The sequence below is a fragment of the Sphingomonas sp. AP4-R1 genome (assembly GCF_013113735.1).
In the GTDB taxonomy this organism is placed as follows: domain Bacteria; phylum Pseudomonadota; class Alphaproteobacteria; order Sphingomonadales; family Sphingomonadaceae; genus Sphingomonas_I.
In genome coordinates this window covers 337,126-358,921 of record NZ_CP053346.1, presented here as the reverse complement: position 1 = coordinate 358,921, position 21,796 = coordinate 337,126, and the positions used below count along the sequence as shown (strand labels likewise).

Below are 21,796 nucleotides of genomic sequence, written 5' to 3'. Positions count from 1 at the left end.
ACGGGCTTTTCCGGGCCGGAAACGCAGCGGAGAGAAGGGCGTCCGATCGGGGGATGCGGGCCACGCCGCGATGCGCGTCCGAAGGCCGATCAAGGTTTACGTCGCAGTAACCGCTTCGTCCGTAATGGGTGAGGCATGTCCGGTCGTTTCCCGTATCCGCGCGCCGCAGCGCTCCTGATCCAGTTGCTGGCGATCGTCGGCGCGGTCGGCCTGATGGTCGCGGCCCCGCCGGCGAACGGGCGGATCATGCTCGTGCCGCTTTCCGCCGACGCGGCGCATGGGCTGGTGGCGATGGCGATCGATCGGGGGGCGACGTTGGTGGGGCCGGGGCCGCTGCCGGGCTCGTTCGTGGTCGATGGCCGGCGGGCCGATCTGGTGCGTGGCCTCGTCCGCCACGGCATCGCCCTGCTCGCCGCTCCGGCCGCAGGCTGCGGTCAGTGAATCAGGTCGCCGCGATGCAGGATGTACCCAAGGAGGTCGCGACCCTCCGGCGCGTCGGCGTCCGGGCGCTGGTCGGCGCGGCATGGGGCCTGCTGCTGATCCTCTCGGTGGGAGGCTGGATCGCGGGGGTGGACGGCGCCGGCGTCGTGCTGGTGGCCGGCTTCGTCGCCAATCTGCTGCCGACGCGGGCGGCGTGGCGTGGCGATCATGACGCGACGACGCGGCTGCTGGTGGGCACGCTCGCCTTCGCCTATCCCGCTTTCGGCGTCTTCCTGCTGCGCGGCACGGCGTGGCAGCTGGACAGCCATCTCTATTTCCTGGCGACGCTCGCCGCGCTGACGGTGCTGTGCGACTGGCGCCCGATCGTGCTGGCGGCGGGGCTGATCGCGGCGCACCATCTGCTGCTGGAGGCGATCGTCCCGGCGTGGGTTTTTACGGGCGGGGGCAATATCGGCCGCGTGCTGTTTCACGCCGTCGCCGTCATCTTCGAAACGGGCTTTCTGGTCTACGTGGTGGAAAAGCTCCGCCTCCTCATGATCCGCCAGACGGCGGCGCGCGCGCACAGCGAGGCGCTGGCGGCCGAGGCGATCGAGGCGCGGGACGAACTGCAGGAGGCGATGCTGAAGGCGCAGGCGGCCGAGCAGGCCGTGTCCGACGAGCGCCAGCGCCGCCACGCGGTCGAGGCTGCGGCGGGCGAGCGGCGCCGGGGCGACATGCTGGCGCTGGCCGAGACGTTCCAGGCGTCGGTGCTGGAGGCGGTCCGCTCGGTCGGCGTCGCCTCCGCCGATCTGGACGCCTCGGCGCGCTCGCTGGACGGGATCGCCCAGTCCGCCACGCGCGACAGCGAGGCGATGGCCCGCACAGCGCGCCGTTCGCTGGAGGATGCGCGCGATCTGGCGATGCGCGTGCGCGAACTGGCCGGATCGGTTTCGGCCATATCGGGCCGCGTTTCGGAGCAGGCGCGGCTGGGCGGGGAGGCGCGCGCCGCCTCGGCCTCCAGCCACCGCACCGTGGCGGGGCTATCGGATCACAGCGCCTCGATCGGCGGCTTCGTCCAGTCGATCCAGCAGATCGCGCGGCGCACCAATCTGCTCGCGCTCAACGCCACGATCGAGGCGGCGCATGCCGGCGATGCGGGGCGCGGATTCGCGGTGGTGGCGCAGGAGGTGAAGGCGCTCGCGCGTCAGGCCGGCGGCGCCTCCAGCGAGATCCAGGCGCTGGCCTCCGCGATCGATAGCGGGGCGGGCGAAGTGAACAAGACATTGGCCGCGATCGAGGATAGCATCGCCCAGCTCTCCGGCACGGCGCTGGCGATCAGCGCCGATGTCGAGCGGCACGGGCTGACGGCGCTCGCCGCCGAATCGATCGCCGACCAGACCGCGCTGAGCGCCGCCGATATCGCGGCCGAGGCGAGCGGCGCGGCGCGCGCGGCGGAGACCACCGCCGCTTTGTCCGCGCAGGTGACGGGCGCGGCCTCGGGCCTGTCCGAAACGGCGCGCGCCCTCCAGCAGGCGACCGAACGCTTCGTGGAGAAGATCAAGGCGGCGTGAGGCTCGGCCGACCGGCTGCCATTGCCCCACTCCCGCCATCCTGAACGCGGAGCCTATTCCGCTCGAACATGTATCGATCGTACTCCTGCGAAAGCAGGAGCCCAGAGCTGCAGGCGCATCGCCCAGCCTCCCTGGATTCCGGCTTTCGCCGGAATACGGTGAAGGTCAGATCGGGGTACATGTTCGAACGGGATGCCCACCAACGTGTTTCGGCATCCATGCGATGCCCTCTCCTCCAGCGATACGCTTGAAGCGAAGACGGGACATGGATCCTGAAACGAGTTCAGGATGACGATGGTGGTTGAAGCGCTGGAGAGCAGGCGGGCTGCAGTCGGGTAGGACATAACGTCCCACCCCGTCGGCCTTCCCCGAATCCCGCCGCCTCTGTATAGGGCCGATGATGTCGTCCCCTGCTTTCGCCACGGCGCAGCCACTGCCCGCCGACTGGCGCGATTTCCTCGCGCTGACCAAGCCCCGCGTGATGAGCCTCGTCGTGTTTACCGGGCTGTGCGCGATGCTGGCGGCGCCCGGCCATGTCCATCCCGTGATCGGCTTCACCGCGATCCTCTGCGTCGCGCTGGGCGCGGGCGCGTCGGGCGCGCTCAATCAGTGGTATGAGGCGGATCTGGACGCGGTGATGAAGCGCACCGCCAAGCGTCCGCTGCCGGCGGGCCGGATGGACCGGCAGGCCGCACTCCATTTCGGCGTGGGTCTCGGCGCCTTCTCGGTGCTGCTGATGGGGTTGGCGGTCAATCTGCTGTCGGCCGTGATCCTGGCCGGATCGATCCTGTTCTACGTGCTGATCTATACCGTCTGGCTGAAGCGCCGCACGCCGCAGAATATCGTGATCGGTGGTGCGGCCGGCGCTTTCCCGCCGCTGATCGGCTGGGCGGCGGCCACCGGCCGGGTCGATCTGCTGCCGGTGCTGATGTTCGCACTCGTCTTCCTGTGGACGCCGCCGCATTTCTGGGCGCTGGGCCTGTTCGTCCGCACCGATTATGCCGCCGCCGGCGTGCCGATGATGCCCGTGGTGGCGGGTGCCAGGGCCACGCGGACGCAGGTGTTTCTCTACAGCCTGCCGATGGCGGTGGTGGCGATCGCGCCCTGGCCGCTGGGGCTGACCGGCGCGATCTATGGCGCGACGGCCACGATCCTGTCCTTGCTGTTCGTGGGCTTCGCCGCGCGCGTCGGGCTCAGCCGGATCGAGGATCAGGCCGAGATGCGCGCCGAGCGCCGCATGTTCGGTTATTCGATCCTCTATCTGTTCGTGATCTTCGGCGCGCTCGTCGCCGATCGGATGCTGCTGGCATGACGCCCGAGCATCAGCGCGAATATCAGGCACGCCAGCGGGCGCGGGCCAAGGTGATGGCCCTGATTCTGGGTGCGCTGGTGATCCTGTTCTTCGCCATCTCGATCGCGAAGATGGCCTGATGGCAGGTGCCGCGCCGCTGCTCCCGCGCGGCAAGGCGCGCACGGTGGCGGGAACGCTGCTGATGCTGGTGGCGATGACGGCGCTCGGCTTCGCCAGCGTGCCGCTCTACCGGATGTTCTGCCAGGCGACCGGCTATAACGGCACGGCGCGCAAGGCGCTGAACGCCACCGCGCCGGGCGAGGTGGTGGGCAAGATCGTCAACGTCCGCTTCGATGCGAATGTGAAGCCCGGCATGGGCTGGACGTTCGAGCCGGACGATCGCGTGAAGCGCGTGGCGGTCGGCGCGCGGCAGATGGCCTTCTTCACGGCGGTGAACACCACCGATCATTCGATCACGGGCCGCGCCTCGTTCAACGTCAGCCCCGATCAGACCGGGCAATATTTCACGAAGATCCAGTGCTTCTGCTTCACCGAGCAGACGCTGAAGCCGCATGAGCGCGTGCGCATGCCGGTGATCTTCTTCGTCGATCCGCAATTCGCCAAGGATCCGGACACGAAGGACATCAGCGAGATCACGCTGAGCTACACCTTCTTCCCCGTAGCATCGCCGGAAGGGTCAAGCTAAGGTAAGGGCAACAAGAAACGAGGGGATTGCAGATGGCCGGCGCGAAGAGCCACGATTATCACATCCTGCCACCGGATCCCTATCCGATCCTGTCGGCCTTCTCCGCGCTCATCCTCGCCTCGGGCGGCATCATGTACATGCATTCGGCGGCCTATGGCGGCTTCGTCGCGCTGGCCGGCCTCGGCTGCGTGCTGCTGTGCATGGCCGGCTGGTGGAGTCGCGTGATCCGCGAGGCGAAAGCGGGCGATCACACCCCCGTCGTCGGCCTGCATCTGCGCTACGGCATGATCCTGTTCATCGCCTCGGAGGTGATGTTCTTCGTCGGCTGGTTCTGGGCGTGGTTCGATTTCTCGCTCTTCCCCTCCCCGGTGGAGGCCGTCGGCGGCGTCTGGCCGCCCAAGGGGATCGAGGTCATCAATCCCTTCGCCTTCCCGCTGCTGAACACGATGATCCTGCTCTGCTCGGGCACCACCGTGACGTGGGCGCATCACGCCTTGCTGCACGGCGATCGCAAGGGGCTGATCCAGGGTCTGTGGTGCACGATCCTGCTCGGCATGCTCTTCTCGACCATCCAGGCCTATGAATATGCCCATGCGCCCTTCGCCTTCAAAGGGCTGAACTATGGCGCGGCTTTCTTCATGGCGACGGGCTTCCACGGCTTCCACGTGCTGGTCGGCACGATCTTCCTGATCGTGAACCTCGTGCGCGCCTACAAGGGCGATTTCACGCCCAAGCAGCATTTCGGCTTCGAGGCGGCGGCCTGGTACTGGCATTTCGTCGACGTCGTGTGGCTGTTCCTGTTCGTGACGATCTACGTCTGGGGCGGCTGGGGCGCGCCGATCCACGCGGGCTGATTTGAGACACAGCAGGGGCGCGCGAAGCGTGACGCGGCGCGTTCCCGTCGTGGCGACGATCCTCGTCCTGTTCGCGGTGGCGGCGATGATCGGGCTGGGCGTGTGGCAGCTCCAGCGCCGGCACGAGAAGGAAGCTTTGCTCGCGCTGTACGCCGCCAATATCGCGCGGCTTCCTGTCGCCGTGTCCGCGCTGCTGCCGTTGGACGATGCGGGCCTGTTCCGTGCCGTCAGCGCCGATTGCGGGCAGGTGACGGGCTGGACGACGGCAGCCGGCCACGCCGCCGACGGCCGCACCGGCTGGAGCCATATCGCCGCCTGCCGCACCGGCGCGGAAGGGCCGGGGCTGCATGTGGACATGGGCGTTTCGCCATCGCCCGAGGCGCCGAAGGGCTGGACGGGCGGCCCCGTGCGCGGCCGCATCGTCTGGCTGCCGGACGGCCAACCCCTGATCGCGCACCTGTTCACGGCCCGGGCGCCGCGCACGCCGCTGATCGTGAGCGATGGCGCGGCGCCCGGCCTTACCCCCACCGCGCCGCCCGATCCGGAGAGCGTGCCGAACAATCATCTGGCCTATGCGGTGCAATGGTTCCTGTTCGCGGGGGTGGCGCTGGTGATCTACGCGGTGGCGCTGCGGCGGCGGTGGCGCTGAGGCCCGTCACAATTCCCAACCGTCATCCTGAAACAAGTTCAGGATGACGTCGGGTTGTGAGCATGCCGTTCACCCGGGAATCCGAAAAGCTTCCCCTTCGGGCCCGCACGCTCTAAGCACCGCGCCCCATGCGTTATATCAGCACCAGAGGGAGCGCGCCGGCGCTCGATTTTGAAGGCGCAACCTTGGCGGGCCTCGCCAGCGATGGCGGACTCTACGTCCCGGCCGCCTGGCCGAGCCTGTCGAGCGACGAGATCGCGGGCCTTGCCGGCCTTTCCTATGCCGACACCGCCGCCGCCGTGATGGCGCCGTTCGTGGGCGAGGCGCTGACCCCGGAGGACCTGCGCGAGCTGTGCGTGGCCGCTTATGGCCGCTTCGATCACGCCGCCGTCACGCCTCTGGTGCAGCTGGATCCCTCGAACTGGCTGCTGGAACTGTTCCACGGGCCCACGCTCGCCTTCAAGGATGTCGCGCTCCAGTTGCTCGGCCTGCTGTTCGAGCGGTTCCTGTCGACGCGCGACACGCACCTCACCGTGGTGGGCGCCACCAGCGGTGACACCGGCTCGGCCGCGATCGACGCGCTGGCGGGCCGCGCCAAGGTGGACATCTTCATGCTCCATCCGGCGGGCCGCGTCTCGGAGGTGCAGCGCCGCCAGATGACGACGGTGCTGTCGCCCAACGTCCACAATATCGCGATCGAGGGCAGCTTCGATGACGCGCAGGCAATGGTGAAGGCGATGTTCGCGCACCAGAGCTTCTCGGGTCGCTTCCAGCTTTCTGCGGTCAATTCGATCAACTGGGCCCGGCTGATGGCGCAGGTGGTCTATTATTTCTACGCCGCCGTCCGCCTCGGCGCGCCGGGCCGTCCGGTCGCCTTCTCGGTCCCGACCGGCAATTTCGGCGACGTGTTCGCGGGCTATGTCGCGGCGCGGATGGGTCTGCCCGTTGCTCGGCTGATCGTGGCCACCAACGTGAACGACATCCTCCACCGCGCGCTCTCGGCCGGCGATTATTCGGTCGGCACGGTCACGCCCACCGCCGCGCCCTCGATGGACATTCAGGTCAGCTCCAATTTCGAGCGGCTGCTGTTCGATCTGCACGGGCGCGACGGCCTCGCGCTCGCTGCTACGATGCGCGGTTTCGAGGAGACGAAGCGGCTTGCCATCCCGCAAGCGATGATCGGCCAGGCCTCCGAATTGTTCACCAGCGCGCGGATCGATCCGGACAGCATGGCGCTGGCGATGCGCGGCGCGTGGGAGAATTCGGGCCAGCTGCTCGATCCGCACACCGCGATCGGCCTCGCCGCCGCCCACGCCGCCGATCTGCCCGCCGACGTGCCGATCGTGACGCTGGCCACCGCGCATCCCGCCAAATTCCCCGATGCGGTGGAGCGCGGCACCGGCCAGCGCCCGCAGCTGCCCGCGCGTATCGGCGATCTGTTCGATCGCGAGGAACGCTACGAGACGCTCCCCGCCGAGCTGGAGGCGGTCGAGGCCTATATCGCCGAGCGCGCGGTGCCGATCACGGCCGACGCATGAGCGCGCGCGTCCATCGCCTCGCCAACGGCCTCACCGTCGCGGTGGAGCCGATGGCGGGGGTCGAGACGGTCGCGGTCGGCCTCTATGCCGACGCGGGCTCGCGCTCGGAGGAGAAGGGGCTCGCCGGGCTCGCCCACATGGTCGAGCATATGGTGTTCAAGGGCGCGGGCAGTCGCAACGCGCGCCAGATCGCCGAAGTGATCGAGGATCGCGGCGGTTCGATCAACGCCTGGACGACGCGCGACAACACCGCGTTCCAGGCGCGGATGCTGGCGGACGACATGGTGCTGGGGCTGGAGGTGATCTCCGATCTGATCCGCGCGCCCCATTTCGATGCCGACGAGCTGGAGCGGGAGAAAGGCGTCGTCCTCGCCGAGCTGGGCGAGGCGCGCGATACGCCCGACGACATCATCTACGATCATCTGCAGGCGACCGCTTTCCCCGATCAGATGCTGGGTGAGCCCGTGCTCGGCCATGAGGAGACGATCGCCGCGATCGACACCGCCGCGCTGAAGGGCTGGCTGGACGGGCAATATCGCCCCGAGGGCCTCGTGCTGGCGGCGGCGGGGAAGGTGAACGAGGATGCGCTGCTGACGCTGGCCGAGGCGCGCTTCGGCGATCTCGCGCCCGGCGCCGCGCCTCAGCCCGCGGCCGCCACGTTCGGCGGCGGTACGCATCATGACGTGCGCCGGTTCGATCAGCTGCATGTCGCGCTCGGCTTCCCCGGCGTCGGCCTGCATGATGCGTCGCTGCATGCGCTGTCGCTCTTCTCCAGCGCGGTGGGCGGGGGCATGTCCTCGCGCCTGTTCCAGGAGGTGCGCGAGGAGCGCGGCCTCGCTTATTCCATCTACGCTTGGGCGCATGCTTATGCGGAGACGGGCCTGTTCGGCGTCTATTGCGCGGCCGGGCGCCGCGATGCGGCTCGCGCGCTGGCGCTGACCCGCGAGGTGCTGGCGCGCACGGCCGAGACGCTCGATCAGGCCGAGCTGGATCGCGCGCGCGCGCAGGCCAAGGCCGGGCTGCTGATGGGGCTGGAAAGCGTCGCCACGCGTGCCGACCATCTCGCCCGCCAGATCCAGATCCACGGGCGGATCGTGCCGCCGTCCGAATCGGTCGCGCTGCTGGATGCGGTGACGGTCGCGCAGGCGCGCGCGGCGGGTGCTGCGGCGCTGTCCGGCGGCGAGGCGCTCGCCACCGTCGGCGGCAAGCTGGCGAAGGCGGCATGAAGGACCTCCTCACCCTCGTCACCGAACCCTGGCCCGATTATGGTCTGATCGATTCCGGCCATGGTCGGAAGCTGGAGCGCTATGGTCGCTTTCGCTTCATCCGGCCGGAGCCGCAAGCGATGTGGGCGCCCGCCTCGATGAGCTGGGAGGCCGATGGCGATTTCATCGCCGCCTCCGATGACGAGGGCGGCGGCAAATGGCATCTCTCGCGCGATGTGCCGCGCGGCGGCTGGCATATGCGCTGGGAGGAGGTGCGCTTCCTCGCCCAGAATACGCCCTTCCGCCACCTCGCTTTCTTCCCGGACATGGCGCCGCAATGGGAATGGATGCGCGAGCGGACGACCGAGGGCAGCGAGATGCTGAACCTGTTCGGCTATACCGGCGTCGGCAGCCTCGCACTGGCGGCGAAGGGCGCCAAGGTCACGCATGTCGATGCGTCGAAGAAGTCGGTCGAGGCGGGCAAGGCCAATGCCTTTCTGTCGGACATGGCCGATCGCCCGATCCGCTGGATGGTGGACGATGCGGTTAAGTTCGCCGCGCGCGAAGTGCGGCGCGAGCGACGCTATGACGGCATCATGCTGGATCCGCCCAAGTTCGGGCGCGGGCCGGATGGCGAGGTGTGGCGGCTGGAGGAGCATCTGCCCGGCCTGATCGCGCATTGCCGCCAGCTGCTCGACTCCGAGTCGCGCTTCCTCGTCCTCACCGTCTATGCCGTGCGCATGTCGGCGCTCGCGATCGGTGCGCTGCTGGAGCAGGCGCTGGGCGATCTGGGCGGCACGATCGAGGTCGGCGAGATGGCCGTGCGCGAGGAATCGCGCGATCTGCTTCTGCCCACCGCGATTTTTTGCACGGTGGAGCCGATAACAGGCCAAAGCCAGTCCAAAGCCACTTCCAGCAATGGCAAACGTTACGTTAACCATCTTTACGGGGTCGGAACGATGGGGCGGGGGCTTTTCGCATAGCCTGATCGTCCGGTCCCCTGTGTAAGGGGAGTATCGTATGCGGCTTGCGATTTTTGCGGCTTGGGCGGCCTGTTCCATCGTGGCACCGGCGTCGGCCGCCACCACCTTGTCGTCGGTTTCGGCGGATTTCTCCGATCCCGTCGGCGGCAACAGCAGCTTTTACCATTATCTCGATACGGACGGCCGGCCCGGCAGCGAGGAGATACGCTGGGGCGATCCGGGTTCGCCCAATCGGGTAGACCGGCAATCGGGCCTGCGTTTTTCGTACGCGCCCGCGCAGGCGATCGTGCAGGGCACGCCATTCACGCTCGGAACGCTGACCTATTACAATAATCCGGTGCTCGACGCGATCAATGCGGTCAGCTTCAGCGTCAGCCCGGGCCTGACCGTGGACGGTGCGCCGCTGGCGACGGGGCCTTTCACCTTTCTGATCAGCGTGGATGAGACGCCCAACCAGAACAATCCGGCCACCTGCCCCTATCCGTCCAATATCGGCTGTTCGGACAAGATCAGCATCAAGACGGGCGCCGCCACGCAGGTGTTCCAGCTCGGGGATCAGACGCTGACCCTGTATATCGATGGCTTCCTCGATGCGCAGCTGGTCCCGCAGTCGAGCTTCATCGCGCAGGAACAGGAAAGCACGACGGCCACGCTCGTCGCGCATTTCGATCTCGCATCGCCCGTGCCGGAGCCGGCGAGCTGGGCCATGCTGGTCGCGGGTTTCGGCATCCTCGGCGGCGCGATGCGCCGGAGCGGCAGCCGCATACGGTTCAAAACGGTCCGCTCCCCGGTGTAACCGGAGGGCACCTCGGGGCGGGGAGGAAAACCAGCGGCCTCCCCGCCTCTTTTTCTCTCAGCCGCGCCCGGCCCTCAGCGCGGCTCCGGCGGCGAAGGGGGTGCCGGCCACGAGCAGCAGGCTGGTCGCGGCCAATAATTTCGTGGCGCCCGCGCCCGCCTCTCCCAGAGCGCCCGCGCCGAAGATCAGCAGCGGGATCGCCAGAGGGAGCATGATGAGACCCGAGAGCGCGCTCGCGCCGCGCAGGCCCGCCGTCAGCGCCGCCGTCGCCAGCGCCAGCGCGGCGAGGCCGGGGGTGCCGATCGCAAGCCCGACCTCGAGGCGCAGCACCGTCGGCCCGTCCAGCCCCAGCAGAGCAGCTGCGGGCAGGGTGGCGATCATCAGCGGCGGGCCGAACGCGATCCAGTGCGCGACGAGCTTGGCCGCGCCGATCGCCTCCTCGCTCATGCCCCGCACCACGAACTGGTCGATCGTGCCGGACGCCAGATCGGGCGCCACCAGCCGCTCCACCGGCATCAGGGCGGCGAGCAGGGCGGCCGTCCACAGCAGCCCCCCGCCGATCCGCGCGAGCAAGGCCTTGTCCGGCCCGATCGCGAAGGGAAGGAGGGTGGCGACGAGCAGGTAGAAGACGAGCGGCAGCACCGCGCCGCCCTGCGCCCAGGCGATCCGCAGATCGCGCGCGCCGACCGCGACGAGCGCCTTCACAACGCGATCTCGCGCGTGGGGACGAGGCCGATCGGCTGGTGGCTGGCAGCGACGATGATGCCGCCCTTCGCCCGGTGCGCGGCCATGGCCCCGGCCAGCCGGTCGAGCGCCGTGGTGTCGAGGCCGTTGCCCGGTTCGTCCAGCAGCCAGATATCGGCGCCGCCCGCGATCGTGCGCGCCAGCACGGCGCGCTTGCGCTGGCCGGTCGAGAGCATCGCCACGGGCACGTCCTCCAGCGCCTCCAGTCCCATCGTGCCGATCGCGGCGGGAAGCACGGTGTCGTTCGCCCCGTCCAGCCCCGCCCAGAAACGCAGCGCCGCGCCCAGCGCGCGATCGGGATCGAGCGCCGCCGCCTCCGCCGCCAGCGCCACGCGCCCCTCGCGTTCGATCCGTCCGGCGGCGGGGGGCAGCAGCCCGGCGATCATCCGCAGCAGGCTGGATTTGCCCGCGCCGTTGCGTCCCGTCACCAACAGCGCCTCGCCGGGGCCGAGCGCGAAGCCGAGCCCCTCGAACAACAGGCGATCGCCGCGCAGGCAGGCGATGTCATGTAGCACCAGCCGCGCGGATTCGCTCATTCGGGAGCGTGCCCCGCCTCTTGCTCCAGCGCGTGCATCTGCGCGTCGGACAGGCCGAAATGGTGGCCGATCTCGTGGATCACCACATGCGACACGAGCGTCTCCAGCGTTTCCCCGCCCTCGGCCCATTCGTCGAGCAAAGCGCGGCGATAGAGGTGGATCATGTCGGGCAGGGTGCCGCTGTCGTCGATCGATTTGGTGCCGATCGGCCGGCCCGAATAGAGGCCGGACAGTTGGAACGGATCTTCGAGGCCGAGCGCATCCAGCGTCTCGTCGTCCGCGAAATCCTCGATCTGGAGCACGACATTGTCGAGATGCGCGCGGAACGCCTCGGGCAGCCGCGCGATCGCGTCGCGCGCGATCCGCTCGATCATCCCGGCATCGGGCGCGATGGTTTGACCTTGCCTCGCCATCTGCGCGAGATAGGCCAAGGGTTTGCCGGGCGCCAGCGTGGGAGAGTGGCATGACGATCAAGCGACTGAACGAGGCGGAGCGCGCGCTGGCGCTGGCCGATCTGCCCGAATGGGCGATGGACGGGGAGCGGGACGGGATTCGCCGCCGCTTCACCTTCCCCGATTTCGTCGCGGCCTTCGGCTTCATGACGAAGGTGGCGCTGCTGGCGGAGAAAGCGGATCATCATCCCGAATGGTCGAACGTGTGGAACCGGGTGGACGTGCTGCTCACCACGCATGATGCGGGCGGCCTGTCCCAGCGCGACGTGACGCTCGCCGCGCAGATCGACGCCTTGCTTGGCTGACGCGCCGCCCGCGCTTTCTTACGAGGGCGTCAGCCGCGTCTATGCGGGACAGGCGGCTGTCGACGGCGTGACGCTGGCGATCGCGGCGGGATCGTTCGTGGCGCTGGTCGGCGCGTCGGGTTCGGGCAAGTCGACCTTGCTGCGGATGGCGAACCGGCTGGAGGCGCCCGATGCGGGGCGGGTGTTGCGGGATGGCGAGGATATCGCCGCGCTGGACCCGGTGCAGGTGCGGCGCGGCACGGGGTACAGCTTCCAGAATGTCGGCCTGTTCCCGCACATGGCGGTCGCGGAGAATATCGCGCTGCCCGCGCGGCTGGCGGGGCAGGGGGCGGTGGACGTGGCGGCCGCGCTGGAGCGGGTGGGGCTTCCCGTTGCTTATGCGAGGCGGATGCCGGCGCAGCTTTCGGGCGGCGAGCAGGCGCGGGTGGGGATCGCCCGCGCGCTGGGCAACGAGGCGAAACTGCTGCTGATGGACGAGCCGTTCGGCGCGCTGGATCCGGTAACGCGCGATCGGCTGGGGCGCACGGTGCGCGACCTGCACGACGCGCTGGGCCTCACGACGATATTGGTGACACACGACATGGCCGAGGCCCTGCTGCTGGCGGATCGCGTGGTGGTGATGGCCAGGGGCCGCGTGGCGGGCGATGCGACGCCCACGGCCATGCTGGCGGGCGGGGCCGGGCCGGAGGCGGCGGCTCTGGTGGCGGTGCCGCGCGAACAGGCCGACCGCCTGCGGGCGCTGGGCGGATGACGGGCGGGGATCGCCTGCTTCGTATCCGTTCATCCGAAGGGGGCGGAAGGGCAAGAGATTCACGCAGAGACGCAGAGGCGCAGAGAGGTTTCGCATGTGATCGACGCGGTGTGCCCCCTCAGCGGAATGGTACAAAATCGGCCTTCGGCCGAGGGCCATCAAGTATCTTCTCATTCTTCTCCGCGCCTCCGCGTCTCCGCGTGAATCCCCTTCTTCTTCCCGCCCCAGCGGGAGCAGGGAAATGACCGCCGCGCTCGCCCAGCTCCCACCCCTGATCGCCAGCCACCTGCTGCTGGCGGGCGCGGCGATGCTGCTGGCGCTGGCGATCGGCCTTCCGCTCGGCCTGTTCGCCGCGCGCCGGCCCCGCGCGGGTGGCGCGATCCTCGCGGTGGCGGGGCTGATCCAGACGATTCCCGGCCTCGCGCTGCTCGCTTTGTTCTACCCGGTGCTGCTGTGGCTCTCGTCCTTCGCGGGCGGTGCGATCCCGGCGCTGGGCTTCCTGCCCGCTCTGCTCGCGCTCACCCTCTATGCGCTGTTGCCGATCATCCGGAACGTGGTGGCGGGGCTGCAGGGGATCGACCCCGCCGTGCTGCAGGCGGCCGACGGCGTGGGCATGACGTCGCGCCAGAAGCTCCGCCTCGTCGAACTCCCGCTCGCCGCCCCCGTGGCGATGGCGGGGATTCGCACCGCCGCCGTCTGGACGATCGGCGCGGCCACGCTCTCCACCACGATTGGCTATCCCAGCCTCGGCAATCCGATCTTCTCCGGTCTTCAGACCGAGAATTGGTCACTCGTGCTGGCGGGCTGCATCGGTGCGGCGGGGCTCGCCATCGCCACCGACGCGGTACTGGCGCTGATCGAGCGCGGCCTCTCCCGCCGGAGACGTGCACCTCTGCTGGCCGGGATCGCGTTGCTGGTGGCGGGCCTCGCCGCCGCGCTCGCCCCCAGCGTCGCGCCGCGCCCGCAGACCGTGGTGGTCGGCGCCAAGAATTTCTCGGAGCAGTTCATCCTTGCCCGGTTGATCGGCGCGCGGCTGGAGGCGGCGGGCTACCGCGTCTCCTATCGCGAGGGGCTGGGCTCGGCGGTCGCCTTCCGCGCGCTCGCGGCGGGCGATGTCGATGTCTATGTCGATTATGCGGGCACGCTCTGGACCGGCGCGATGGGACGGACCGACACGAAGCCCCGCGCCGCGATGCTGGCCGATATGGGGCGGTGGATGGCGGCAGGTCCCAAGACCGCGATCGTCGGCCCGCTCGGCTTCGAGAACGCCTATGCGCTGGCGATGCGGCCGGGGGCGGGGATCTCCAGCCTCGCCGATCTCGCCGCCCGCGCGCCGAACCTCGCGCTGGGCGCCGACCTCGAATTTCTCGATCGGCCCGAATGGCGCGCGATCCGGGAGGCCTATGGCCTGCGCTTCCGCACGCAGCGGGCCTACAACCCCACCTTCATGTATCGCGCGCTCGCGAGCAAGCAGGCCGACGTGATTTCGGCTTTCTCGTCGGACGGGCGGATCGCGGCGGAGAAGCTGGTCGTGCTGAGCGATCCGAAGGGCGCCGTGCCGCGCTACGATGCGCTGCTGCTCGCCAGCCCCGCCCGCGCGCACGACGCGCGCTTCCTCGCCGCGCTGCGCCCGCTGGTGAACGCGATCCCCGTCGATGCGATGCGAGAGGCCAATTACCGCGTCGATCGGGATGCCGGAAAGGCGACGCCCGAAGACGCCGCCTCCTGGCTTGCCGGTCGGATCAGAGCTGGAAGCGCGCGGTGATGCGGATGTCGCGCCCGGCCAGCGGCGCATAATCCTTCAGGAAGGAGGTCGCGCGCCGCGCCACCACGTCGGTCAGGTTGTTGGCCGACAGGATGATGCTGGTGCCCTGATGGTCCGCGAACGGATGCACGCCGATCGAGGCGTTGACCATCGTGTAGCCCGGCGTCTCCGTCTCGAACGCGGCGATGCGATCCTGCTTCATCACGCGCTCCACCTCGGCGCGGCCGAAGATGCGGCCATTCTTCGCCTCGATCCCCGCCAGCACGCGCAGCGGCGGGATGCGGGGCACGGGGCTCTGGCTGATCACCTGCGCGTTCACATAATCGGCCAGGCCATCGAGTGCGAAGGTGGTGTCACCGATATGGGCGAGGTCCACCGATCCCTGCACTTCGAAGCCGTAATAGCGGGCATCGGCCTGCGCGGACTGATAGACGGGCAGGCCGTCCTCGATCTCGCCGGTGGGGAAGTCGTCGATATAGTTGTTGAAGCGCTGGTAGAAGGCCGAGGCTTCGAGGTCGAAGCCGCGGCCGTGGACGTGCAGCACGGCCTCGGCGCCGTTCGCGCTTTCCTTCTTCAGGCCCGGATCGCCGATCTCGAACGCTTCGGTGCCGCCATGCGGGCCGTTGGCGAACAATTCCTCGGCGGAGGGCGCGCGCTCGCTGTGCGAGAGGTTCACGCCGAAGCGGAGGCCGGGCGTGATCGCATAGGAGGCGCCGATCGATCCCGAGACGAGATCGAAGCCACGCTTGCCGCGCGTGAATTGCGGCTGGTCGTCACGCGGCTTGGACGCCGCCACCGCATGCTCGAAGCGGGCGCCCGCCTCCAGCTTCAGCTTGCCCATCTCCAGCTGCTGCAGCGTGAACACGCCCTGCTGGTCGGTCTGGTTGCGCGGCAGGAAGGCCTCGTCGCCCACCACGTTGAAGTCGCGATAGAGGAACTGGCCGCCGACCACGCCGCGCCAGCCGCCATGCTGGGCCTGCACCAGTTCCAGCCGGCCCTCCATGCCCTGCGTGTAGAAAGCGGTGCCGATCGAATTGTCCTGTTCCAGCTCGTAGTGACGATAGCGGCCGCCGCCGATGCGGAAGCGGATCTTCTCGATCACGGATCCGTTCGCGTCGATCTCGGCGCGCGCATCCAGGCGATCCTGCTTCACGTCGAGCCGGGGCGCTTCCTGCCCCTCGCCCAGCTGCGTCGCATAGCGGATCGGCACGCCGTAGAGGCTGTCATAGTGGCTGTAGGAGAAACCGAGGCTGCCCGTCTCGGTGATGAGCGTGGCGCCGAGCGCCGCATCCCACGTCTTGGCCCGCGTGTTGGGCAGCGTGTTCTTCACCGCCGCATTGCCCGCGAAATCGATCTCGCCGGTGGGATCGCCGCCGGCCGCCGCCGTCGCCAGCGCGGTGCGCCGCAGCGCCGGCGTCAGCGCATAGCCGCCAATGTCCATGTTGCCGGTCTTCAGATAGCTGCCGTCGGCGTGGATCACGAGATTTTCGGCCGCCTTCACGTCCACCGCGAGCCCGCCCGAGCGCTCGTTGGCGGCGCTGCCATAGGTGCCCTGGCCGGTGATGCGGAAACCGTTTTCGGGGATGCTGCGCGGGATGCGCGTGTCGATCACGTTGACGACGCCGCCGATCGCCTCCGAACCATAAAGCAGCGCGGAAGGGCCGCGGACGACTTCGATCCGCTCGGCCAGCAGCGGATTGATCACCACCGCGTGGTCGGCGCTGGCGCCCGAGGCGTCGATGCTGCCGATGCCGTCCGTCAGCACGCGCACGCGATCGCCCTGGAAGCCGCGCAGGATCGGGCGCGAGGCGCTGGGGCCGAACGAGCTGGCGGACACGCCCGGCGTGCGCGCCAGCGTCTCGGCCACGGTGGAGCGCATATTGCGCACCAGATCGGTGCCGGACATGACGGAGACACCGGCAATCACATCCTCGCGGCTGCGCGAGAGCGGCGCGGTGATGACGATGTCGTTGCCCGAGGGCGGCGTCGCATCCTCGGCCAGCGCCGCCGTGGTCGGTATCAGCGCAGCACCCGCCAACAAGCCCGCCTTCATCATCCGCATTCAAAAACTCCCTATCGCTCGGCGACGCTTCATAGGGGGATGATATATTGTATCAAGTGACTTTTTGTGGCGCGCGGCGAGGTGGGGCGGGAGTGTGTCTTCGGGGTGTCAGCCTAGACGGGGGCTGAACGGAATGGCGCCGCGCGCTGCGCACGCCTCATCGGCGATGGGAAGGGCATGCGTCACTGGAAGGACGCGCGCCGCCGAATATGCTCTTCCGTCATCCCGGACTTGATCCGGGATCCTGCTTCTTTCTTCTCAGGCCCGGCATGAGGCAGCGGGGCCCCGGATCAAGTCCGGGGTGACGGGCAGGGAACAGGCCGGTGATCGGGTATGCAGCCTCAGCGCTCCGCCAGCTTCGCCTCGATCGCGTCCCAGATGATCGCGGGCGTGTCCGTCCCGTTGAAGCGGTCGATCGCGACGATGCCGGTGGGCGAGGTCACGTTGATCTCGGTGAGATAGCCGGCGATCACGTCGATCCCCACGAACAGCAGCCCGCGCTTCGCCAGTTCCGGGCCGATTGCGGCGCAGATCTCCAGCTCGCGCGGCGTCAGGTCCGCCTGCGCGCCTGATCCGCCGACGGCGAGGTTCGATCGTATCTCGCCCTCGCGCGGCAGGCGGTTGAGCGCGCCGGTGGGCTTGCCGTCCACCAGCACGATCCGCTTGTCGCCCTTCGACACGTCGGGGAGGAAGGCCTGCACCATGAAGGGCTCGCGCCACACCTGGCCGAACAATTCGGTGAGCGCGGCCAGATTGGCGTCCTTGCGCGCGACATGGAACACGGCCGAGCCGGCATTGCCGTAAAGCGGCTTCACCACCACCTCGCCATGCTCGGCATGGAAGGCGCGCGCCTCCTCCAGCCCGCGCGTGATCAGCGTGGGCGGCATGAACTCCGCATAATCCAGCACGAACAGCTTTTCGGGCGCGTTGCGGACGGAGGCGGGATCGTTGACGATCAGGGTCTGGTGCTGGATCCGCTCCAGAAGGTGCGTCGCGGTGATGTAGGCGAGATCGAAGGGCGGATCCTGCCGCATCAGGATCACGTCGACATCCGCGCCCAGATCGAGCGTCTTCGTCTCCAGCACTGCGAAATGATCGCCCGCCACGCGCTGCACGCGGATGCGGCGCGCGGGCGCGGTCAGCCGACCGTCGCAATAGGACAGATCGCCCGCCGCATAATGCCAGAGCGCATGGCCGCGCGCCTGCGCGCCCAGCATGATCGCGAAGGTGGAATCCCCCCCGATGTTGATCGATTCCAGCGGGTCCATCTGGACGGCTACGGTCAGTGACATTCGATCTGGTTCTCCGTTCGTCCTGAGCGAAGTCGAAGGACGGGGGGCAGCGTGCGGTGATGAAGCACGTGCTTCGACTACGCTCAGCACGAACGGCGGACAAGGAAGCGGGGCTTCACGAGGGGCGAGAAAGTCTAGCCGATCCACGCATTCTCGATGTGGCGCAGCGCGCGGCCCGGCGCGATCAGGATCACGTCGATGCGGATGTCCTGCCCCTCGCCGGCGAAGCGGGGCGCCAGATAGCCGGCCGCCGCCGCGACCCGCGCCAGCCTGCGCTCGTCGATCGCGAAATCCAGTTCGGCGGCCGTCGCGCGGCGCTTCACTTCGACGAACGCGACCAGATCGCCCCGTGTGGCGATCAGATCCACCTCGCCCACCGGCGTCCGCACGCGGCGCGCAAGGATGCGCCAGCCCTTGAGCCGCAGCCACCACGCCGCCGCCGTCTCGGCCACGCGGCCACTCCGCTCGGACGCGCGGCGATCCCTCATCCTGCGCCCCTCACGCCTCGCCCTTCAGCGCCAGCGCGCGCGCATAAAGATCGCGGCGGTTGAGGCCCGTCACCTGCGCCACTTCGGAGGCGGCCTTGCCGATCGGCAGCCGTTCCAGCGCCTCGGCCAGCAGGGCGTCGGCATCCGCCTCGCTTGCGGGTTCGGCCTCGCCGGGCGGGGCGACGACGATCACGATCTCGCCCTTGGGCGCGGCCCCGGCATAGCGCGCGGCCAGTTCGGAGAGGGTGCCCGTCACGCATTCCTCGAACATCTTGCTGATCTCGCGCGCCACCGCCGCCTCGCGATCACCCAGCCGTGCGGCCAGCGCGGAAAGGCTCGCGGCGAGGCGCGGGCCCGATTCGTAGAAGAGCAAGGTCGCGCGGACCGCGCCCAGTTCGTCGATCGCCTCGTCGCGCGCCTTGGCTTTGGAGGGCAGGAAGCCCGCGAACAGAAAGCGGTCGGTCGGCAGCCCCGCCAACGTCAGCGCCGCCACCGCCGCGCAGGGGCCGGGCAGGGTCGTCACGGCATAGCCCGCCGCACGCGCGGCACGGACCAGCTTGAAGCCCGGATCGGAAATGAGCGGCGTGCCCGCGTCCGACACCAGCGCGATCGCCTGCGTTCCCAGCCGCGCGACCAGATCCTCGCGCACCCGCTCCGTGCTGTGGTCGTGATAGGGGATCATCGGCCGCTTCACGCCGATATGGCGCAGCAGCCCGCCGGTGACGCGACTGTCCTCCACCGCGATCGCATCGGCCCGTGACAGGATATCCGCCGCGCGCGGACTCAGGTCCTTCAGGTTGCCGATCGGCGTCGCGACGATGTACAGGCCGGGTTCGAGAGGTTCGGGATCGCTGAAAGACATGATGGCAACCATGGCAGACCCCGGCCACCGGGCGCAAATCGGAGGCCGGCGGAATCGCGCGGCCACCTTCCTCGCATTGCTGGTGGCGATGCTGCTCGGTGCCTGCACCACCACCGGCGGCCCCCGTCGCAGCGCGCCCGTGCCGACCAAGGCGCCGCCCACAGCCACCGCGCCTTCGAAGCAGGAGGGCCTGCCGGAAGACAAGGAACGCCACCGTGTCGCCCTGCTGGTGCCGCTCACGGGGCCGAATGCGGGCGTGGGCCAGTCGATCGCCAACGCCGCCGTGCTGGCGCTGGCCGACACCAAGGATCGCAGCCTGCGCGTGACGACCTACGATACCGGCCCCGGTGCAGGCCCCGCCGCCGCCAAGGCGCTGGCCGAGGGCAATGCGCTGATCCTCGGGCCATTGCTGGGCGATGACGTGCGCGCGGTTTCCGGGCCGGCGGCGGCGCGCGGCGTGCCGGTCGTGTCCTTCTCCAACGACATCGCCGCCTCGGCCGACAATGTCTGGCTGCTGGGCTTCCAGCCCGCCCAGTCGATCGAGCGCGTGGTGCGCTTCGCCCGTTCCAAGGGGATGACGCGCTTCGCCGGGCTCGTGCCGCAGGGCGCTTACGGGCGTACCGCCTCGGGTACGCTGATCCGGGTGGCGGAAGCGGCGGGCGGCAGCGTCGTGACGATGCAGAGCTATGACCGCTCGGCCGGGATCACGGCGGCGGTGGCGGCGCTGGCCAAGCAGAAATTCGACGCCGTGCTGATCGCGGACAGCGGGCGCATCGCCGTCCTCGCCGTGCCCCTGCTTCGCAAGCAGGGCGCGACAGGGCAGGTGATGGGCACCGAATTGTGGAATGCGGAGCCGGGCCTGAATGCGGTCGCGGCGATGAGCGGCGCCTGGTTCGCGTCGGTCGACGATCGCATGTTCGGCCAGCTGCAGACGCGTTACCGCGCCCGTTACGGCAAGACGCCCTATCGCCTCGCCAGCCTCGGCTATGATGCGGTGCTGCTGGCCGTGCGCATCGCGCGCGACTGGAAGCCGGGCGCGGCTTTCCCGACGGATCGCCTGTCCGACGAGGGCGGGTTCGCGGGCGTCGATGGTGCCTTCCGCTTCGGTGCCAACCATGTCGCCGAACGCTCGCTGGCGGTGCACCAACTGGGTGCGGGTGGGCGCACGGTGGTTTCGGCGCCGCCGACGGGGTTCTGAACAAGCATCCTCCCCTGCAAGGGGAGGGGGGCCATCCGTAAGGATGGTGGAGGGGGTAGAGGCGGTTCGGTTCGTGGCAGGCAGCCACCCCTCCGTCATCGCTTCGCGATGCCACCTCCCCTTGTAGGGGAGGATCAGATGGCCAAGGCGCCCAAGATCCCGTCCAGCACGAGCACGTTGCCGGGCGTCACGCGCAGCCTGTCGTCCTTTCGCTCCAGCAGCCCCTGCGCGATCAGGCGCGCCATCGCGGCCGGATCGATCGCGGGCGCGCAGCGGGCGAGGCTCACGCCCTCTTCCAGCCGCAGGCCCATCAGCAGCGCCTCGGTCGCCTGCGTGGCGGGATCGAGCCGCTCCTCCTCCGCGATGCCGCTGGTTTGCGAATCGATCCGCGACAGCCAGTTTTCGGGCTTCTTCGCACGCACCGTCGCCACGCCCTCGCGCCGACCATGCGCGCCGGGGCCGACGCCCAGATAATCGCCGTAGCGCCAATAGGTCAGGTTGTGGCGGCTCTCCTCGCCGGGGCGGGCGTGGTTGGACACCTCATAGGCGGGCAGGCCCGCCGCCGCCGTCATCTCCCGCGTCAGCTCGAACAAGGCTGCGCCATGATCGGGATCGACCGGCGCCAGCTTGCCCTGCGCCGCCAGCGTGGCGAAGCGCGTGCCGGGCTCGATCGTGAGCTGGTAGAGCGAGAGATGGCCGGTGCCGAAGCCGAGCGCGCGCTCCAGCTCCATCGCCCATTCGGCCTCGCTCTGGCCGGGGCGGGCATAGATCAGGTCGAAACTGACGCGATCGAAGCAGGCCTGCGCCGTCTCCAGCGCCTTCAGACCTTCCTCCACGCCGTGGGCGCGACCGAGGAAGCGCAGCACCTCGTCATCGAGCGCCTGCAGGCCGAGGCTGACGCGATTGACCCCCGCCGTCGCCAGATCGGCGAAGCGGGCCGCCTCGACCGAGGAGGGGTTCGCCTCCAGCGTGATCTCGATGCCGGGCGTGAAGCCGAAGCGGCGCTCGGCATCCCGCAGGATCGCGGCGACCGTGGCGGGCGGCATCAACGAGGGGGTGCCACCGCCGAAGAAGATCGAGGTGAGCGGACGCTTGGGGCCGATCTCCGCCTCGAACGCCAGATCGGTGAGCAGGGCCTGCCGCCAGCGATCCTGATCCACGCCCTCGCGGACATGGCTGTTGAAATCGCAATAGGGGCATTTGGAGACGCAGAACGGCCAGTGGACGTAGAGGGCGAGGGCGTCCTGTGCCGCACTCGACTCGCCCGGAGCCCGTCCTTCGACAGGCTCAGGACGAACGTGTGAGTGTGTGCGGGTTGCCATGATCTA

The 21,796-nt window shown here is 69.1% G+C and carries 23 protein-coding genes; 15 read left to right on the top strand and 8 right to left on the bottom strand.

Translation table 11 applies throughout. The annotated features are described in order from the left end of the window. Positions 1-135: 135 nt before the first annotated feature. The 11 genes from HL653_RS01625 (at position 136) to HL653_RS01580 (ending at position 10,013) form a co-directional block, all read left to right on the top strand. On the top strand, positions 136-441 hold the full coding sequence (locus HL653_RS01625) for a hypothetical protein (RefSeq protein WP_253717450.1): 306 nt from the start codon (positions 136-138) through the stop codon (positions 439-441). Continuing rightward, on the top strand, positions 438-1,991 hold the full coding sequence (locus tag HL653_RS01620; RefSeq protein WP_171742956.1) for a methyl-accepting chemotaxis protein: 1,554 nt from the start codon (positions 438-440) through the stop codon (positions 1,989-1,991). Before HL653_RS01625 ends, HL653_RS01620 begins: the two co-directional genes overlap by 4 nt. Positions 1,992-2,388: 397 nt before the next feature. Further along, on the top strand, positions 2,389-3,303 hold the full coding sequence (locus tag HL653_RS01615; protein ID WP_171742955.1) for a heme o synthase: 915 nt from the start codon (positions 2,389-2,391) through the stop codon (positions 3,301-3,303). Further along, a complete protein-coding gene (locus HL653_RS24440; RefSeq protein WP_293967586.1) occupies positions 3,300-3,422 on the top strand; it encodes a hypothetical protein in 123 nt (40 codons plus the stop codon). Before HL653_RS01615 ends, HL653_RS24440 begins: the two co-directional genes overlap by 4 nt. After that, positions 3,422-3,988: a cytochrome c oxidase assembly protein gene (locus HL653_RS01610; protein WP_171742954.1), complete on the top strand. Its 567-nt coding sequence runs from the start codon at positions 3,422-3,424 to the stop codon at positions 3,986-3,988. Before HL653_RS24440 ends, HL653_RS01610 begins: the two co-directional genes overlap by 1 nt. 32 nt (positions 3,989-4,020) lie before the next feature. After that, on the top strand, positions 4,021-4,842 hold the full coding sequence (locus tag HL653_RS01605; RefSeq protein ID WP_171742953.1) for a cytochrome c oxidase subunit 3: 822 nt from the start codon (positions 4,021-4,023) through the stop codon (positions 4,840-4,842). Between the two features lie 28 nt (positions 4,843-4,870). After that, positions 4,871-5,491: an SURF1 family protein gene (locus tag HL653_RS01600; RefSeq protein ID WP_253717448.1), complete on the top strand. Its 621-nt coding sequence runs from the start codon at positions 4,871-4,873 to the stop codon at positions 5,489-5,491. A 128-nt stretch (positions 5,492-5,619) separates the two neighbouring features. Beyond that, complete coding sequence (gene thrC, locus HL653_RS01595; protein ID WP_171742952.1) at positions 5,620-7,029, top strand: threonine synthase; 1,410 nt, start codon at positions 5,620-5,622, stop codon at positions 7,027-7,029. Further along, complete coding sequence (locus HL653_RS01590) at positions 7,026-8,255, top strand: pitrilysin family protein (protein ID WP_171742951.1); 1,230 nt, start codon at positions 7,026-7,028, stop codon at positions 8,253-8,255. Before thrC ends, HL653_RS01590 begins: the two co-directional genes overlap by 4 nt. Then, a complete protein-coding gene (locus HL653_RS01585; RefSeq protein ID WP_171742950.1) occupies positions 8,252-9,217 on the top strand; it encodes a class I SAM-dependent methyltransferase in 966 nt (321 codons plus the stop codon). The genes HL653_RS01590 and HL653_RS01585 overlap by 4 nt, the downstream gene beginning before the upstream one ends. Positions 9,218-9,254: 37 nt before the next feature. Then, positions 9,255-10,013 carry a THxN family PEP-CTERM protein gene (locus tag HL653_RS01580; RefSeq protein ID WP_171742949.1) on the top strand — a complete coding sequence of 253 codons (759 nt, stop codon included), beginning with the start codon at positions 9,255-9,257 and terminating at the stop codon, positions 10,011-10,013. Between the two features lie 57 nt (positions 10,014-10,070). Here HL653_RS01580 and HL653_RS01575 read toward each other — a convergent pair whose 3' ends face one another. From HL653_RS01575 to HL653_RS01565, 3 genes are read right to left on the bottom strand one after another with little or no spacing between them, the layout of a single operon-like run. Beyond that, complete coding sequence (locus HL653_RS01575; RefSeq protein ID WP_171742948.1) at positions 10,071-10,718, bottom strand: heme exporter protein CcmB; 648 nt, start codon at positions 10,716-10,718, stop codon at positions 10,071-10,073. After that, complete coding sequence (gene ccmA / locus HL653_RS01570) at positions 10,715-11,293, bottom strand: heme ABC exporter ATP-binding protein CcmA (RefSeq protein WP_171742947.1); 579 nt, start codon at positions 11,291-11,293, stop codon at positions 10,715-10,717. The genes HL653_RS01575 and ccmA overlap by 4 nt, the downstream gene beginning before the upstream one ends. Further along, a complete protein-coding gene (locus HL653_RS01565; RefSeq protein WP_171746716.1) occupies positions 11,290-11,706 on the bottom strand; it encodes a metallopeptidase family protein in 417 nt (138 codons plus the stop codon). Before HL653_RS01565 ends, ccmA begins: the two co-directional genes overlap by 4 nt. 50 nt (positions 11,707-11,756) lie before the next feature. Between HL653_RS01565 and HL653_RS01560 the strand changes: the two genes are divergently transcribed. The 3 genes from HL653_RS01560 to HL653_RS01550 all read left to right on the top strand — a co-directional run bounded on the left by HL653_RS01560 (position 11,757) and on the right by HL653_RS01550 (position 14,566). Next, the gene (locus HL653_RS01560; RefSeq protein ID WP_171742946.1) at positions 11,757-12,050 is read left to right on the top strand and encodes a 4a-hydroxytetrahydrobiopterin dehydratase; all 294 of its coding nucleotides are present in this window, start codon (positions 11,757-11,759) and stop codon (positions 12,048-12,050) included. Continuing rightward, entirely contained in the window at positions 12,043-12,801 is a 759-nt protein-coding gene (locus HL653_RS01555; protein ID WP_171742945.1) for an ATP-binding cassette domain-containing protein, read from the top strand. Before HL653_RS01560 ends, HL653_RS01555 begins: the two co-directional genes overlap by 8 nt. Before the next feature lie 241 nt (positions 12,802-13,042). Further along, the gene (locus HL653_RS01550) at positions 13,043-14,566 is read left to right on the top strand and encodes an ABC transporter permease/substrate-binding protein (protein ID WP_171742944.1); all 1,524 of its coding nucleotides are present in this window, start codon (positions 13,043-13,045) and stop codon (positions 14,564-14,566) included. On the opposite strand, the gene HL653_RS01545 is transcribed toward HL653_RS01550, so the two are convergent. The 4 genes from HL653_RS01545 to rsmI all read right to left on the bottom strand — a co-directional run bounded on the left by HL653_RS01545 (position 14,544) and on the right by rsmI (position 19,270). Then, positions 14,544-16,619, bottom strand: coding sequence for a TonB-dependent receptor (locus HL653_RS01545; RefSeq protein ID WP_171746715.1), 2,076 nt, complete (start codon positions 16,617-16,619; stop codon positions 14,544-14,546). The genes HL653_RS01550 and HL653_RS01545 overlap by 23 nt on opposite strands. Before the next feature lie 350 nt (positions 16,620-16,969). Next, the gene (gene gshB, locus HL653_RS01540; protein ID WP_171742943.1) at positions 16,970-17,920 is read right to left on the bottom strand and encodes a glutathione synthase; all 951 of its coding nucleotides are present in this window, start codon (positions 17,918-17,920) and stop codon (positions 16,970-16,972) included. Between the two features lie 134 nt (positions 17,921-18,054). Beyond that, the gene (locus HL653_RS01535) at positions 18,055-18,408 is read right to left on the bottom strand and encodes a YraN family protein (protein WP_171742942.1); all 354 of its coding nucleotides are present in this window, start codon (positions 18,406-18,408) and stop codon (positions 18,055-18,057) included. A 10-nt stretch (positions 18,409-18,418) separates the two neighbouring features. Continuing rightward, complete coding sequence (gene rsmI, locus HL653_RS01530) at positions 18,419-19,270, bottom strand: 16S rRNA (cytidine(1402)-2'-O)-methyltransferase (RefSeq protein WP_171742941.1); 852 nt, start codon at positions 19,268-19,270, stop codon at positions 18,419-18,421. A 10-nt stretch (positions 19,271-19,280) separates the two neighbouring features. Between rsmI and HL653_RS01525 the strand changes: the two genes are divergently transcribed. Beyond that, positions 19,281-20,468: a penicillin-binding protein activator gene (locus HL653_RS01525; RefSeq protein WP_171742940.1), complete on the top strand. Its 1,188-nt coding sequence runs from the start codon at positions 19,281-19,283 to the stop codon at positions 20,466-20,468. A 134-nt stretch (positions 20,469-20,602) separates the two neighbouring features. On the opposite strand, the gene hemW is transcribed toward HL653_RS01525, so the two are convergent. After that, positions 20,603-21,790, bottom strand: a complete 1,188-nt coding sequence (hemW, locus tag HL653_RS01520) for a radical SAM family heme chaperone HemW (RefSeq protein ID WP_171742939.1) — start codon at positions 21,788-21,790, stop codon at positions 20,603-20,605. Positions 21,791-21,796: the final 6 nt, after the last annotated feature.